A 15,621-nucleotide genomic window follows, 5' to 3' on the forward strand; every position below is an offset into this window, starting at 1 on the left:
GAAAATGCCGTAGAGCAGGGGCCATGACCCTCGCGCCCTCCACCGCCGCGCCGCAGACTGCCGGTCTGCTGGCTGATGAGACCCTGGACGACCTGCGACTGCGGCTCGCGCCGTTGATCGCGGCCAATGCCGCCTTCGATGGCTGGTCCGATGCGGCTCTCGCGGTCGCAGCCGACACAGCTGGTGTGGATCGGGACGTGGCGGCGCTGGCTTTCTCCGGCGGCGCTCTGACCATGATCGATGCGTGGTTCGCCAGCGTCGATCAGGCCATGCTTGATGCCCTGCCGGCGGAGCGTCTGGCTGCGATGAAAATTCGTGAGCGGATCACGGCACTGGTCGAAGCCCGGCTTGCGGTGCTGGCGCCCAATCGCGAGGCGCTGCGCCGCGCTCAGGCCGTGCTGGCGATGCCGCTCAACCTGCCGCGGGCGACCCGGCTGGGCTGGCGCGCTGCCGATGCGATGTGGCGTGCCGCTGGCGACCGCGCGGTGGACTATAATCATTATTCCAAGCGCACCACGCTGGCGGGAGTCTATGCCGCGACCCTGCTCGTCTTCGTCAATGACGAGAGCGCAGATTATGCCGACACCCGTGCCTTTCTGGCGCGGCGGATCGAAGGGATCATGCGGTTCGAGAAAGCCAAGGGCCGGCTGACTGGGCAGACCGACCAGCATTTCAGCATGGCGCGCTTCCTGGGCCGGCTGCGCTACCGGGGGCGCTAAACATCTGGCGTCCTGCCGATAAGCCACGGCCGCGCCAGCATCGCCTTGCTTCTATCGGGCGATATTGATAGTCGTTCGCAAAACCACAAGAGATCGATATTGCGTTGCGCCTGACCTCCCTAGAACCCAATCGCCCCGCCTATGTCGACAGTGTCGACTGGAACGCCATATCCGAGATGGACGGTCGCCGCCTGCGCGAACTCGGCCTGCATGAGGGCGCCAGCGTCGAACTGCTCCATCGCGCTGGATTCACAGGTCGCGGGGCTCATGCCTGCCGCATCGGGCGCATGATCGTCGCCATGCGGGCGGCGCATGCCGATGCCATCCACGTCCGTACTGCGGCTGATGCGGGTGAGGCAGCGGCGTGATGGATGATCGCTTCACCATCGCGCTGGTCGGCAATCCCAATGCCGGCAAGAGCGCGCTCTTCAATGCGCTGACCGGCGCGCACCAGAAGGTCGGCAATTATCCGGGCGTCACCGTTGAGCGCAAGCTCGGAAGGCTGGTGCTGCCGGATGGGCGGACAGCCGATCTCGTCGATCTTCCCGGCACCTATAGTCTCGATGCGAAGAGCCCGGACGAGCAGGTGACCCGCAACGTCGTGTTCGGCCATCAGGAAGGCGAACGGCGGCCGGACCTCCTCGTCATCGTCGTCGATGCCGCCAATCTCGACAATCACCTGCGCTTCGCGCTGGAATTGATCGCGCTCGGCTCGCCCTGCGTTCTGGCGCTGAACATGGTCGATCTGGCGACCCGCGACGGACTGGAACTGGACGCGACGCAGCTTGCGGCCGACCTCGGCGTACCGGTCATCCCGACCGTCGCCGTGCGCCGGCGCGGGCTGGATGATCTGAAGGCGGCCATGGTGGCGGCAGTGCCGGCCCATGCTCCCGCGCCCGCCGTCCTCGCAACGCACGCAGCGCGGGATGCCGATGATCTGCGTCGCGAAGCGCGCCGAATCGCCCAGCGTGCCATCGTCGCCGAAACGCCCACCCGCCGGATCACCGCACAGATCGACCGGATCGTGCTCCATCCACTCCTGGGACCGCTCATCCTGCTGGCGCTGCTGTTCGTCATCTTCCAGGCCGTTTTCGCCTGGTCCGAGGCGCCGATCGCCATGATCGAGGCAGCATTCGCCTCTCTTCAGGCGGCGATGGAAGCGATCCTGCCCGAAGGCTTCGTGCGCGATCTCATCGTACAGGGCGTCATCAACGGCGTGGGGTCAGTGGTGGTCTTCCTGCCGCAGATCCTCATTCTCTTCTTCTTCATCCTCATGCTGGAGGCGACGGGCTACATGACCCGCGCCGCCTTCCTGATGGATGGTCTGATGGCGCGGGTCGGCCTGTCCGGTCGCGCGTTCATTCCGCTGCTCTCCAGCTTCGCCTGCGCCATCCCCGGCATCATGGCGACACGGACCATCTCGGACCCCAAGGATCGCCTCACCACCATCCTCATTGCGCCGCTGATGACCTGCTCGGCGCGCTTGCCGGTCTATACGCTGATCATCGCCGCCTTCATCCCCTCGACCACGGTCTGGGGCGGGGTCGGTCTGCAGGGTCTGGTGCTGTTTGCGCTCTATGTATCCGGCATCATCGGCGCGGTCATCGTCGCGATGCTGCTGCGCATGGGCGTCATCAAGGGGCCGGGCGGCAGCTTCCTGATGGAATTGCCGAAATATCAGATGCCGATGCTGCGCGACGTCATCATCGGCCTGTGGCAGCGTGCGTGGATCTTCCTGCGCCGCGCCGGCACGATCATCTTCGGCACCACCATTGTCCTGTGGCTGCTGCTCTCCTTCCCCAAGCCGCCGGCGGGCAGTTCGGCCAGCCTGGTCGAGTATAGCGCGGCGGGGCGCATCGCGAGTGTGATCGAGCCGGTGCTGCGGCCGGTGGGGTTCAACCATGAAATCGCGCTGGCGCTGATCCCGGCCATGGCAGCGCGTGAGGTCGCCGTGTCGGCGCTCGCGACGGCCAATGCCATCGAGGCCAGTGAAGATGAGGACGAGACCGCCCGCACACTTGGCGAACGCCTGCAGGGGCGCTGGTCGCTGCCGACGGCGCTGGCCTTCCTCGCCTGGTTCGTGTTCGCTCCGCAATGCCTGTCGACCATCGCGGTTGCCCGGCGGGAGACCAATGGCTGGCGCTGGCCGCTTTTCATGACGGCCTATCTGTTCGGGCTGGCCTGGCTGGCCGCGGGCGCGACCTATTGGACGGCGGTCGCCTTCGGCCTTTAATCGACGCGAGGCGGATGCAGAGCGGTATTGCGATCTGGACGAGACGCCGTTCAGCTTTATAAGCAGCCGTTCGATTTCCTATCCTCGTCGCGTTTTTCGGAGAGCTCCATGGCAGGCAGCGTCAACAAGGTCATTCTGGTCGGCAATCTCGGTGCCGATCCTGAAGTGAAGAGCTTCAGCAATGGCGGACGCATCTGCAATCTGCGCATCGCGACGTCGGAAAACTGGACCGATCGCGCCTCCGGTGAGCGCCGTGAGCGGACCGAATGGCACAGCGTCGTGATCCGCTCGGATGGCCTGATCGGCATTGCCGAAAAATACCTGCGCAAGGGCAAGAAGGTCTATCTCGAAGGCTCGCTGCAGACCCGCAAATGGCAGGACCAGAACGGGCAGGACCGCTATTCCACCGAGATCGTGCTCTCCGGCCCCGGCGCTGTGATGACGATGCTCGACGGCGGCCAGGGCGGCGGCGGTGGCGGCGGTCAGGGCGGTGGTGGCGGCAGCCGCAACGATAGCTGGGGCGGCGGTAATGACGACTTCGGCGGTGGTCGCTCCTCGTCTGGCGGCAGTGGCGCGCGCTCGAGCAGCAGCGCGTTCGACGACGGGCTGGATGACGACGAAATTCCGTTCTGACGGTCGCCCGGCGCACAAGGCGCGCGGGTTCCTTGCAGCGATAAAGCTAGCGCCGGCAGTCTGAATGGACGTGCGGAGCGCTTCTGCGCGTGGGTCTGTCCGCGCCTACGGCGTAAGCAGTTGGCCGCCAGGGGAGCGACCGCGCCGCCGATCACAGTGAGCATGTCAAAATCCCAGGGTCCACGTCAGTTAAATAGAGTTTAACTATAGTCTTCAACGCAATCCTGCAGAGCAATTGCGACGCGTGATTGGCGATACCGCGATGCCATAAGACAAATCTCGCTCCTTATCTTGGCGACTGCCCGGATTATTCCGGAATCGACGAAATTTTCACGCGAACGTGTGTCAGCGTGAAATTTCTATTAATCCTTCATCTTTGCAATCGGCTCTCATTAACCTTGACGGGCTCGATTAACTATGCCCATTAACAGACCGATGAGATCGCCTTGATCTCGAAAGGGCAAACCGTCGGTAACGGCGGGACGCAAAGCCTCCGGTCCTGAGCCTTCAGGATAGCGGGGTTGCCGAAAGGTCGAACATGACACCGCGTGATCTTCCGGGCTCCCCCAGGAGCCTTCGAAAGCCGCCATGCTCCGTAGCGGAGATATGCGGGTTTTCCTTTGAATATCTTGAAAACAGGCGCGTTTTCGCGCGCCAAATGTGGCGCGCGCGATGGCGAGGCTTGGCGTCTCTCACATTCTTGTCACCGCAGAATGAGCGGGCCGGCACGGTGAGGCGGCCCTGCGGCGCCCTGCGATCACGGGCTTTGCAGCAAGAGCAAGAGGCGGGTCGGGCTTCAGCCGGTCAGGGACTTGGCCGCCAGCCTGTCACGGTTACCGACCGCCGCGCGACAACCGCTCTCGTTAAAGATTTCAGAGCCGCCTGACGGCGCTCGCACACCGCGATGCAGGGGGCTGCATCGTGGCGCTCAATCACTTTCCGATGGGGAACAAGGGGATCGGAATGACCATGACGACTCGTAGCTTATTGCTGGCCGCCATCGCGCTGGCGGGCACATCCGCGCATGCGCAGCAGACTGTCGATCCCGGAAGGGTCGACGAGCGTCTGCGCGGGCAGCCGGCCATGCCCTCGGTCTCGCCGGTGGAACTCCCGCAGGCGCCCACATCGGAGGCTGCGCCGGAGAGCACGGCGTCGCTCCGCCTCTCCCTCATCCGGTTCGAGGGAGCGACCGCGGTGCCGCTCGACGTTCTGAACGCTCTGGCCCAACCCTATCTCAACCGCGACATCACCCTGGCCGACCTTTTCCGGCTCGCGGAAGCGGTGACGACGGAATATCGGCGCCGGGGTTTCGTGCTGTCCCGCGCGGTGGTCGCGCCGCAGCGTATCGAAAACGGCGTTGCGACGATCAACATTGTCGAGGGCTTCATCGGTGACGTGCGCGTCGAGGGCGATCCCGGCGGCTATCGCCCGCTCCTCGAAGGCTATTTCGCGCCGGTGCGGGCCGAGCGGCCGACCTCGGGCGATGATCTCGCACGTGCGCTGCTGCTCGCGCGCGACCTCAAAGGCGCCAGCGTGCGTGCCGTGCTGACCCCGTCGAGCGACGAAGGGGCCGCCGACCTCTCTCTCCTCGTCGCGCGCCAACCGATCGAGGCCTTTGTCGCGGTGGATAATCGCGGATCGCGCTGGCTCGGGCCGGTGCAACTCTTCGGAGGGCTGGTTTTCAACGATCTCGCGCAGCTGGGCGGACGCCTTGCCCTCACCGCGGTGGCCGCCCCTGATGAAAGCGGTGAACTGGCCTTCGTGTCCGGCGCCTATGATCAGCCGCTCGGCGGTTCCGGGCTGCGGATGAGCGGCTTTGCCAGCTTCGCGCGCACCAAGCCGGGTGACGAACTGCGGGTGCTGGCCGTCAAGGGCAAGAGCTTCAGCTGGGGCCTTGCTCTCCAATACCCCATGTTGCGCAGCCGGCACACCAACGTTCTCGGGCGGTTCTCCTGGCAATCGCGGGAGAGCAGTTCCCGCAATCGCCTGATCGATCCGGTTTTCGATGACCGCATTCGCACCGTCACGGCCGAATTGCTGGCCAATCATGCCGACCGAATGGGCGGCCAGACGACGCTGCGCGCCTCCGTGACACAGGGGCTCGACGTTTTCGATGCGACAAGGCTGGGCGACCCCGCGAAATCACGAGGGACTGCATCGGCCATGTTCACCCGTCTCAATGGCGAAGTGACGCGGGTGCAGCCTCTCTATCGCGGCCTGCATCTTCTGCTCGGCGCCACGGGTCAGTGGTCGGCCGAAAGCCTGCTGGCCTCCGAAGAGTTCGGCTTGGGCGGCGCCCAATATGGCCGCGCCTATGATCCCTCCGAAATCACCGGGGACAAGGGCATCGCCGGCAAGGTGGAGCTTTTCTACACCATCGCCGCGCGCGGCATGGGGACGGTCGAACCCTATGTCTATTATGAAGGCGGCCGTGTCTGGCAGAACGATCTGCTGCCAGGCGAGCGCCCGCGCGCCGGATTGCGATCCTATGGCGCCGGCCTGCGGGCCGGCATTGCCGACCGTTTCAGCCTCTCGATGGAATACGCCAAGCCCGTCCGCCGCGCCGTGAGCGCCGAGGGCAACCGGGATGGCCGCATCTTTGTGTCCCTGAGCGCCGCTTACTGAGCCGGCGCGACCATCCTCGCGCCGATCGTTCCGATTTCGTGGAGACCTGATATGAGCACGTCCACTCTCGCAGCACAGCCCGCCCTCTCACCCCTTCGCGGCCGCCGGACCGCGCTGCTGCTCTCGGCAGCCATTCTCGCGCTGGCCAGCGCACGCCCCGCTCTCGCGCAGGACGCCAATGCCCTGCCGACCGGCGGCGTGGTGGTCGGCGGCAGCGCCACCATCGGTGCGCCCGTTTCCTCCAGCCTGGCCATCACGCAGACCAGCGACCGCGCGCTGATCGAGTGGAACAGCTTCGACATCGGCTCGAATGCGCAGGTCACCTTTTCGCAGCCGGGCGCCAGCGCCGTCGCGCTCAACCGTGTCGTTGGAGGCGATGCGCCGTCGCAGATCGCCGGGTCTCTCAATGCCAACGGCATCGTGGCGGTCATCAACAGCAATGGCGTGATGTTTGCCGGCACGGCCGACGTGAATGTCGGCGGCCTGATCGCCAGCAGCGCCAATGTGGTGGATGCCGATTTCATGAACGGCGGCCCGCTCGCCTTCACCGGTATGCAGGGATCGACGGCCGAGATCGTGGTCAGCGCTGGCGCCAATATCAGCATTGCCGATCAGGGCCTTGCCGCGTTCTTCGCGCCGACCGTGCGCAATCAGGGCGTGATTTCGGCCCGGCTGGGGCGCGTCGTGCTCGCCTCGGGTAGCAGCGCTACGCTGGATCTGGATGGCACCGGCTTTCTGGAGATCGGCCTCGGCGCGGACAATGCGCTGGTCGAGAACAGCGGCACGATTGCCGCGCGGGGCGGCCAGATCCTGCTCACCGCCCGGACAGCCGGAGCCCTGATCGATCAGGTGGTCAATAGCGGCACGCTCACGGCGTCCGGCATGACCTCCGAACCCGACGGAACGGTCGTGCTGTTCGCCCAAAGTGGCGATCTTGCGATGAGCGGAACCATCGATGCCGGTGCGGACGGTCTGGCCGGCGCCAGAGCGGCCGGTGGGATCGACGTCACCTCGGCGCTGTCCGTGTCTGGCGATATGCTCGTGGAGGGCGCCCGCATCGGCGGGGCCGGGCAGATCAATGTGGCGGACGGGGCGCTGGCGATGTCGCTCAATGTCGGCGGTGCCGATGTGAGCGGCAATGGCGATGTGATCGGGGATGCGCTCGGCGTGATCGGCACCGTCGCCGGTGGCACGCTGCTGAATCTGGGCGAGGGCATCTACGCCGCCGGTGCGACCATTTCACGCGACAATGTGACCATCAATGGTGGCGGTCTGGCGACCATCCGGCTTCCGCTGACGGGCGGCGCAATCAACGGGCTGACCGTCAATGCCGATGACGTGACGATTACCGGCATGCGGTTCATCGGTACTCTGCCCGAAGGCGCGACCGCATCGGGTTTTGATTGGGGGAACTCAGTTACGCGTGGCATCGCGCTGCTCAATGGCGCAGATAACGCAACGATCGCCGGCAACAGCATCATTGGCGTGCGCAACGGTATTCTCGTCGATGGACGCAATGTCACCGATCTGCGGATCACCGGCAACCTGATCGACAATACGAAGAGCGGCATTTCCCTCCAATATGTCGATGGGTCCGCCTCCGGGTTCGTCATCAGCGGCAACAGCGCGGGTGCTTTCGGCAACGAGTGGGGCATCAACCTGCATCTGAACGGGGTGTGGGACGGCACCACGACCGCGTCCGGAAACGGTCTGCTCGGCGCCAATATCTCCGTGGACGAGCAGGCGCGACTGCTAGCGCTGAGCGGTGCCAATGGCGGCATGTCCGTGTTCAACCAGGCCTATACCGCCTCGAACCGGACGCATGTCACGGTCGCAACAAACGGTTCCGGAGGCGCTCAGGGATCGGCGGCGACGCCTCTGTCGTCGGTACAGGCTGGCGTGAACGCCGTCGTGTCCGGCGGCATGGTGGAGGTGCGGGACGGCACCTACGATCTTGGCAGTTCGCAACTCGTCATCCGCAAGGCGCTGACCCTGACTGGCCAGTCGGAAAGCGGCGTGATCCTCGATGGGCGCGCGGTCAGCGGCAACGGGCTCGGGACGATCTCCGTCTTTGCCGACAATGTGTCTCTGTCGAATTTCACGCTATATGGCAGCACGCTCGCCGGCGGTAATTACGGCATCAAGGTCCAGCCCGATCCGGCGGGGCATGTCAGCACGCCGGGCGGAACGAGCGAGCGGGTCCACGACTTTGCGATCAGCAATGTGACGGTGCGTGGCTCGCGGCGAGCCGAGCTGGACCTTAACGGTGTGGTCGGTGCTCGCATAACCAACGTCACCGCCGATGGCCGCAGCGTCGCCGACGACGCAATTCTCACGGAAGGGGCCGGTGTGCAGATCACCGACAGTGCCGATGTGGTGCTGGAGGGCGTGCATACGCTCGGCAATGATTGGGGCGGCGTTGCCCTGTATCAGAGCAACAAGAGCAGCGGCTATAATGGGCAGACGACGAACATCACCATCAATGCTGCTCTCAACAGCTTCGAAGAACAGCTGGGTCTGTTCAGCCAGCTTGAATCGACCACGCAGCAGTTCGGCCAGCTCAACCTGACCGGCTTCGATTATGCGGTGCGCAACAGCGATCATCGCAGCGATGATCTAGACCGGCAGTTCATTTTCTATCGCACCGACCTGGCGGATGCGCTCAGTTTCGCGCGGGACGTGGGCAATGCTGCGGCCAGTTCGATCGAGGGATACGGCCCGGGCGGCCTGACCAACATCTTCACCGTGGCCGAAGGCCTGTCGATCAACACCGCGATCGGCGATGCGCGGTCCGGCGCGACGGTGAATGTCGCCGCCGGCACCTATGAAGAGACCGCAGCCATCACCAAGGCGCTGACCCTGAGCGGCGCAGGCATGGATGAGACGATCATCACCGGCGGCATGACGATCAGCGGCAGCCCGAGCGGACTGACCCTGCGGAACTTCGCGGTGCGGGGCTCGGCCGGCTCCGCCGTAATCAGCAACAGCGGGACGATCACCGGGCTAACCCTGAGCGGCGTGCGGATCGACGGCGAAAATGCCGCGGGCCGCCACGGCTTCATCGGCGGGCAGATTGGTGGCGATATCGCGATCACCGGCTCGGAATTCCTCAATATCCGTGGCTGGGCAGCGTTCGATACGCGCAGCGGTGCGGGTGGCGCCAATGACGGCGCGCAGATTGGTCGTGTCGTGTTCAGCGGCAATCTGCTCGACCACACGGCAGGGCACATCGCCTTCCGGCAGCAGAGCGGCGACTTCGATTATCCGGATGTGACGATCGCTCAGAATATCGTGCGCGATGGCGGCGATTCGGACCTCTCGTTCGGCGCGATCTTCAAGGCGTTCCGCGCCGGAACCGTCGATTTCGTCGGCAACAGCGTCAGCGATGTCGGGGCGAGCAGTTGGACGCCCAGCGGCGAAGCCACCTACGGCGCCGTGCTGATGATGCGGGGCGTGGAGGCGCTGAACCTTACCGACAACATCTTCACCAACAACAACCAGGTTCTGGCTGTCGAGCCCGGCTTTGGCCTGCCGACGGCGACGACCATCACCGGCAACAGCTTCATCAACAATCGCTATGATTTCTACCTGCCGACCAATGTCGCCGGCGCGGGGACACTCAGCTTCGGCAGCGGCAACAATTTCGTCGCGGGTGACGCCACCGTGCAGCATATTGTGTGGCGCAGCGCGAATGATCTCGATCTGACCGGAGTCAGCTTCAACGGCGTGCTGGCGAGCGCACTGACGCTGGACCAGCTCTTCGCTGTCGAAGATCGGATTACCCATGGCGTCGACGTGGCCGGCGCGGGTCTCGCCCATGTGGTGGCCGGCCAGCTCTTCGTCACCACCGCATCCGGCCCGGATGCCGTGCGGCGCGCCCTGGCGCTGGGCCAAGATGGCGATAGGCTGAACCTGTCGGCGGGCACCCACAGTCTCACCGACACGCTGTTTATCACAAAGGATATCGATGTGGTTGGCCAGGGCTCCGGGCTGACCGTGATCGATGCCAGCGGTCATGGCCATTACGGCATAAGGGTGAATGCCGACGATGTTGCATTGAGCGGTTTCGCGTTGCTCGGTTCCCACGCGAACACCAGCTCCACCTACGGGATCAAGGTTGAAAAGCGCGGCGATGCCGATTCCCGGAACACCGGCTTTGCGATTACTGATGTGGCGATCAGCGGATCGCACAAGACCGGTCTCGATCTGAACGCCGTCGTCGGCGCGACCATCGATGGGGTGTCGGTCAGCGGCGTCGTGGCCGGCAACGGCATTTCGATCACCGACAGCGCCAATGTCGTTGTGCGCAACAGCCAGACGGCCGGCAATGCCTGGGGTGGGCTGGCGCTCTATCAGGCCAACAACATCGACGGTGGTGGCAGCACCCAGCAACTCACCAATATCACGATCGAGGCCAGCAACAGCTTCGGTGAATCGAACGGCCTCTACCTGCAGAATTCGTCCACGATGACGGCGCCCGGTGCGATCAATATCCTGGGCTACGACTATATCGTCCGGAATGCCGAGCACCGGCAGGACGGCGCGCAGTTCACCTTCTTCCAGAAGAGCCGGCAGGACGCCTTCGACTATGCCGTTAACCTTGCAGCGGCAAACGCGAGCCTTGTTCAGGGCTGGTCTGGCACGGCGAGCAGCGGCACCTATTATGTCGGCGAGGGGCAGCTCGGTGCTGGGGGGACGGCGATGCTGTCGCTCCAGTCGGCGCTCGACGGCTCCAGCACGGGCGACGCGATCTTCGTCGGCGCCGGCCGCTATAGCGAAGCGGCCAGCCTGTCCGGCTTGCGCGCGCTCATCTTCGAGGGCGCGACTTTGGACGGGATGACACTTGGCGGCGGCGCGGCCGGCAGCAGCATCAGGGGCTCGGTGACGGTGGGGCAGGGCGGCTTCACCGCCGCCGGTCTCCTCACCCTCTCCGGGGATATGGTGATTGGAGCGCCGGCGGGCACGATCAGCCTTGCCTCGGTCGACGGAAACCATGGGCTGAGCCTGAGCGGCAACACTGTCGCCATCGGAAGCGCGGCAATCGGTCGTCTGGACGCCACGGGCACGATGCTCTCGGCCTCCAACATCGCAACGACCGCCACCCAGACCTACACCGGCGCGACCAGCCTCTCCGGCACGTTCAGCACAGGCGGAGGCGCCTTCCGCGTGGATGGCGCGACCACGCTTGGTGGCGCAACCACGTTGGTGACGAACGGCGGAGCTGTCCGTCTGGGTATCGTCAGCGGACCCCCGACGCTGGCCGTGGACGCCGGGCAAGGCCCGATCGAGCTGGGGTCGGTGAACGTCGGCAGCATCACGGCGACCGGCGGTCAGATCATGACCGCGGGCGCTGTCACGGCGGGAGCGCAGAGCTACACCGGCGCGACGACGCTGGCCGGCACGTACAGCGCAACCAGCTTCTCCGTGAACGGCGCCACGACGCTGGCCGGCGCCACCACGGTCGACGCGCTGACGGTGGCCAGTTTCCTCGGCATCAACGGAAGTGCAGGCGGTGGCCAGACGTTCACGCTGAATGCGAGCACGGCCGCTCTGGGCAATATCGGCCAGATCACCCGGCTCGGCGCAACGCGCGTGACCGGCAATCAGGTCGTGCTGAACGGCAGCAGCTACACGGCGAGCGGGCTAACGTTCAGCGGAACGGCGAACGGATCAACGCTGCGCCTGACACAGGCGCTCACCCAGTTCGATGCGCGTCCCGGCGGGTCGATCGCGATCAGCCCCAATCTGATCGGCACCGCCAATGCCGCGCAAAGCGTGGCGTTCCTCACCGGCACCGGTCTTGCGGGTGCCACAGGGGATGGTGACGTCAACCTCGGCAATCTGGGCAGCGAAAGCGTGCGGCTGGGCAGCCTGTCCGTCACGGGCGGGAACTTCTCCGCCGCAACCGTCAAGCTGGCGGGCGACTTCACCTCGCAACTGAGTGGCAACCAGCTGTTCAGCGCCAACACGCTGGATACGCTCGGCAATGTGAGCGCTTCGGTGACTGGCAGCGAGAGCGGCCCCATCGTGGCGGGTGGCTCCGTGGCGGTGAGCGCGGGCGGCTCGGGCACGGGCTCGATCATAGCGGGCGGCCCGGTGCAGCTTGCCTACACCAGCAATGTCTCGCGCGACGTCAGTTCGCAAAGCAGTGTCTCGCTCACCTCAAGCGGCAGCGTAGGTGGCTCCATCCAGGCCGCCGGGCCGGTGGCGCTGAGCGCGACGGGGCCGGTCAGCTCGTCCGTCACCTCCGGGGGCTCGGCGTCCATCGCCTCGCAGTCGGGCATATCGAGCACGGTCAATGCGGGCGGCGGCGTGAGCGTCTTGGCGGGGTCCGGCAATGTGAGCGGATCGATCAAGGCGACCGGCCCGGTCACCGTGCTGGCCAGTGCCGGATCGATCAGTTCGCAGATCGTCACGGCGGGCAGCGCCTCGGTCACCTCGGGCACGGGCAGCATTTCCAGCGCGATCAACGCCGGTGGCGCCGTGTCGGTGGCGGCACCGGGCGCGGTGACCAGCACGATCAGCTCGGGCGGCACGATCTCGCTGCAGTCGAACACGCCGCTCAACGTGCAGGTCAACGGCGGCGCGCTCGTCGTCGATGCGCCCGGCGGCACCATCGAGGGTGTGTTCAAGGAGATCAGCAGCAATGGCGATGGGTCGTTCGTGGTCAACGATCAGCCCGTAGTGGCTGGCGGCAAGATCAACCCGAACCAGATTATCACGGACACGTTCATCACGCCCGTCGGCGGTCAGGTGACCGGCACCGGCGAGATCATCCTGCCCGTCAATCTCACGCTGGGCGTAATCGCGCCCGCCAGCGCTGCGGTTGGTCCGGCGCGGCCTCCGATCGTCGTCAACACCGTCCAGCGGCTGGGCGAGCTGCTGCGGCAGGGCTACAGGGCGATCATCATCCAGATCGACGAGGGCCGGCAGGAGGTGGAGCGGGAGCTGGAATTGGCCAGCGCGCGCTAAGGATCAGCCTCGCCCCCGCTCGCCTAGATTTCCGCGATCTGCGCACAAATCCGGTCGAGCGAGGCGGCTTCCCGCTCGACTTCCCGCAGGCCGATTTCGAGCGGGCAGTTCTTGATATCCCGGCAATTCAGGATCTTGCCGGATGCGCCCTGGGCGCCGTCGATGATCAGCTGGCGGAACTGGGCGGTGCGCTGGAGGCTGCCATCGATGGTGGCGATCACCGCCAGCGCATCCTGATCGTGGCGGTCGCGCATGGCGACCAGCGCGCGCAGTTCGGCGAGCAGCTTTTGCAGTGTGGGGCGGGTTCGTCCGCCGACGGAGCGGACATCGCCGAACGATTCGCGCATGGTGAAAACCTTGTCGGCGGTCGTCCGCTCAAGCTGGCCCCAGGCGAGAATCAGGCGGCCGACCGCCTGCAGCAGCGCGGCATCGCCATCGGCAGGCACAGTCGCAGGTCGTGCGCCGGGGAAAAGATCGGGCTGGTCTTCATTAAGCGGTTCGCCGGTCGGCGTGGGAGAACCGACCGGCGTTCCTTGCTCGACACCGGCATTGTTGCCGGGCGAAGCAGAAGTTCGGTGGGAATCGGACACGTTGCTCATCCGTCAGGCAACAGCGCGCATCGGCATGATGGTGGGATCATCACAGCAGACACAATGGCATCTCGCCCCAAGACCAGCGAACCGACTCTTCGTCCCACTCTCTTTGTGGAGTGTTAAGTGTACTATATGACCGATAGGCGCCGAGAGTGCATCCGAAAATTGCGTTGAACCAAGGCGAACGCCAAAAAAATGCAACATTGCGTGCAGGGGGTGGCGCTCAGAAATCAACTGCGATGCCCTTGCGCTCCCAATCGCCGAAGCGCGTCGGGTCCAGTCCTTCGTCAGAAGGGCGCGGCTGCGCCGGGGCTTGCTCCGGCTGGGGCACCGGCGGGTTTTTCGAAAGGTAGCTCGGCGGCTTGAGATGATCGGGGCGTTTTCCCACGCTTTAATGCTCCGTTTTCGTGCCAATGGCACGCGGTCCGTGACCTGATGATGCCATAAGCGGCATTTCCCGGCCACGTATCGACTTTAGCTGTTATAGGGCCAAGCCATGTCCCGCCCAACCGCCAAATCGCAGCACGTCCCTCAAAATGCCCAACCTGCCGGTCTCCCTGCCCGGCGAGCGGCGCTCAGCCTGCTCGATGCGGTGATCCGGCGGGGGCAGCCGCTCGAACAGGCGCTGGGGGCCGCGGCCCGCAACATCAGCCATCCGCCAGACCGCGCCTTGGCGCATGGCATCGCGGCCGGGGTGTTGCGGTACATGACGGAACTGGATGCGCTGATCGACAGCGCAACCGCCCGTCCGCTGCCCGTGGACGCGAAGGCGCGCATGGTGCTGCGGCTGGCGCTGGCGCAGGCGCTCATCCTCGAAACACCCCCTCATGCCGTGATTGCGACGTCCCTGCCCCTGGTCGATGGCGGGCCGCGCAAGCTCGTTCACGGCGTTCTGGGCACCTTGTTCCGGCGCCAGCTGGCTCTCCCCGAGGCGCCGCGCCTGCCGGATGAGGTCGAGGCGCGCTGGAGCGCGGCGTGGGGCGAAGAGGTTATCGTCGCGGCGCGGCAGCTGATCGCGCACCGTCCTCCGCTCGATCTCACATTGCGCGATGCCGGGGCGACGGAAGAATGGGCGGAGCGGCTTGGCGGCGTGTCGCTTATGCCCGGTCACGTCCGTTTGCCGGCGGATAGCGAGGTAACAGCCCTGCCCGGCTATGCCGAGGGGCAGTGGTGGGTGCAGGACCTCGCCGCCTCGCTTCCGGCCCGGCTGCTCGGGGCGGGGGGAGGCCGTTCCGTGCTCGATCTGTGCGCGGCGCCTGGCGGCAAGACCATGCAGCTTGCGGCTGCGGGCTGGACTGTCACCGCTGTGGACCAGTCCCAGCGCCGGCTGGAGCGGATGCAGGCCAATCTTGCGCGTACCGGGCTTGAGGCAGCTGTGCTGCGCGCCGACCTCACCAACTGGGCGCCGGACGCGCCGGTGGACGCGATCCTGCTCGATGCGCCCTGTAGCGCGACCGGCATTTTCCGGCGCCACCCGGACGTGCTGCACCGCGTCGGCCCGCGACAGATTGCCGAGATGGCCGAAATCCAGGCGGCGCTCGTCGCGCGCGTGTCAGGCTGGCTGAAGCCCGGTGGCGTGCTTGTTTACGCCACCTGTTCGCTGGAGCCCGAGGAGGGCGAGGCGCAGATGGACACCCTGCGCGCGAACCATCCCGAGATGCTGCCACGGCCGATCGACACGGCCTTGCTGCCCGAGGGGCTCGTGGCGGACGGGCATGTGCTGCGCCTTCTCCCCGGTGCGTTGATGCCCGCGGGCGGGCTCGATGGATTCTTCATCGCCAGCCTGTCCCGCTCTGACTCGGTTTAGGGCACGCGCGGCCCAATCCATCCACAACTTTCGGCCTGT

9 protein-coding genes and 1 riboswitch are annotated in these 15,621 nt (G+C 65.5%); of the genes, 7 read left to right on the forward strand and 2 right to left on the reverse strand.

Annotation, left to right across the window (positions count from 1 at the left end):
* Positions 1–23: 23 nt before the first annotated feature.
* The 6 genes from M2343_RS13810 (at position 24) to M2343_RS13835 (ending at position 13,182) form a co-directional block, all read left to right on the forward strand.
* Entirely contained in the window at positions 24–719 is a 696-nt protein-coding gene (locus M2343_RS13810) for a COQ9 family protein (protein ID WP_264573941.1), read from the forward strand.
* Between the two features lie 104 nt (positions 720–823).
* Positions 824–1,087 (forward strand): FeoA family protein, encoded by a 264-nt coding sequence (locus M2343_RS13815; RefSeq protein ID WP_181561160.1) that lies wholly within the window; start codon positions 824–826, stop codon positions 1,085–1,087.
* Positions 1,087–2,952, forward strand: coding sequence for a ferrous iron transporter B (gene feoB / locus M2343_RS13820; protein WP_264577098.1), 1,866 nt, complete (start codon positions 1,087–1,089; stop codon positions 2,950–2,952). The genes M2343_RS13815 and feoB overlap by 1 nt, the downstream gene beginning before the upstream one ends.
* 108 nt (positions 2,953–3,060) lie before the next feature.
* Complete coding sequence (gene ssb / locus M2343_RS13825) at positions 3,061–3,585, forward strand: single-stranded DNA-binding protein (RefSeq protein WP_181561162.1); 525 nt, start codon at positions 3,061–3,063, stop codon at positions 3,583–3,585.
* A gap of 449 nt (positions 3,586–4,034) precedes the next feature.
* Positions 4,035–4,114: riboswitch (cyclic di-GMP riboswitch) on the forward strand.
* A 434-nt stretch (positions 4,115–4,548) separates the two neighbouring features.
* Positions 4,549–6,210, forward strand: a complete 1,662-nt coding sequence (locus tag M2343_RS13830) for a ShlB/FhaC/HecB family hemolysin secretion/activation protein (RefSeq protein ID WP_264577099.1) — start codon at positions 4,549–4,551, stop codon at positions 6,208–6,210.
* Positions 6,211–6,261: 51 nt separating this feature from the next.
* A complete protein-coding gene (locus M2343_RS13835; RefSeq protein ID WP_264577100.1) occupies positions 6,262–13,182 on the forward strand; it encodes a filamentous hemagglutinin N-terminal domain-containing protein in 6,921 nt (2,306 codons plus the stop codon).
* Positions 13,183–13,205: 23 nt separating this feature from the next.
* Here M2343_RS13835 and M2343_RS13840 read toward each other — a convergent pair whose 3' ends face one another.
* A complete protein-coding gene (locus M2343_RS13840) occupies positions 13,206–13,772 on the reverse strand; it encodes a hypothetical protein (protein WP_264577101.1) in 567 nt (188 codons plus the stop codon).
* 226 nt (positions 13,773–13,998) lie between these two features.
* Positions 13,999–14,163, reverse strand: a complete 165-nt coding sequence (locus M2343_RS13845; protein ID WP_264577102.1) for a DUF1674 domain-containing protein — start codon at positions 14,161–14,163, stop codon at positions 13,999–14,001.
* Between the two features lie 108 nt (positions 14,164–14,271).
* Between M2343_RS13845 and M2343_RS13850 the strand changes: the two genes are divergently transcribed.
* Positions 14,272–15,582 (forward strand): RsmB/NOP family class I SAM-dependent RNA methyltransferase, encoded by a 1,311-nt coding sequence (locus tag M2343_RS13850; protein ID WP_264577103.1) that lies wholly within the window; start codon positions 14,272–14,274, stop codon positions 15,580–15,582.
* Positions 15,583–15,621: the final 39 nt, after the last annotated feature.

This window comes from Sphingobium sp. B8D3B (genome assembly GCF_025961875.1).
GTDB lineage: Bacteria > Pseudomonadota > Alphaproteobacteria > Sphingomonadales > Sphingomonadaceae > Sphingobium.

What these genes read in the sequence shown, in the direction of transcription:
- M2343_RS13810 (WP_264573941.1), top strand. Translation starts at nt 24, where the DNA reads ATGACCCTCGCGCCCTCCACCGCCGCGCCGCAGACTGCCGGTCTGCTG.
- feoB (WP_264577098.1), top strand. Translation starts at nt 1,087, where the DNA reads ATGGATGATCGCTTCACCATCGCGCTGGTCGGCAATCCCAATGCCGGC.
- ssb (WP_181561162.1), top strand. Translation starts at nt 3,061, where the DNA reads ATGGCAGGCAGCGTCAACAAGGTCATTCTGGTCGGCAATCTCGGTGCC.
- M2343_RS13830 (WP_264577099.1), top strand. Translation starts at nt 4,549, where the DNA reads ATGACCATGACGACTCGTAGCTTATTGCTGGCCGCCATCGCGCTGGCG.
- M2343_RS13835 (WP_264577100.1), top strand. Translation starts at nt 6,262, where the DNA reads ATGAGCACGTCCACTCTCGCAGCACAGCCCGCCCTCTCACCCCTTCGC.
- M2343_RS13850 (WP_264577103.1), top strand. Translation starts at nt 14,272, where the DNA reads ATGTCCCGCCCAACCGCCAAATCGCAGCACGTCCCTCAAAATGCCCAA.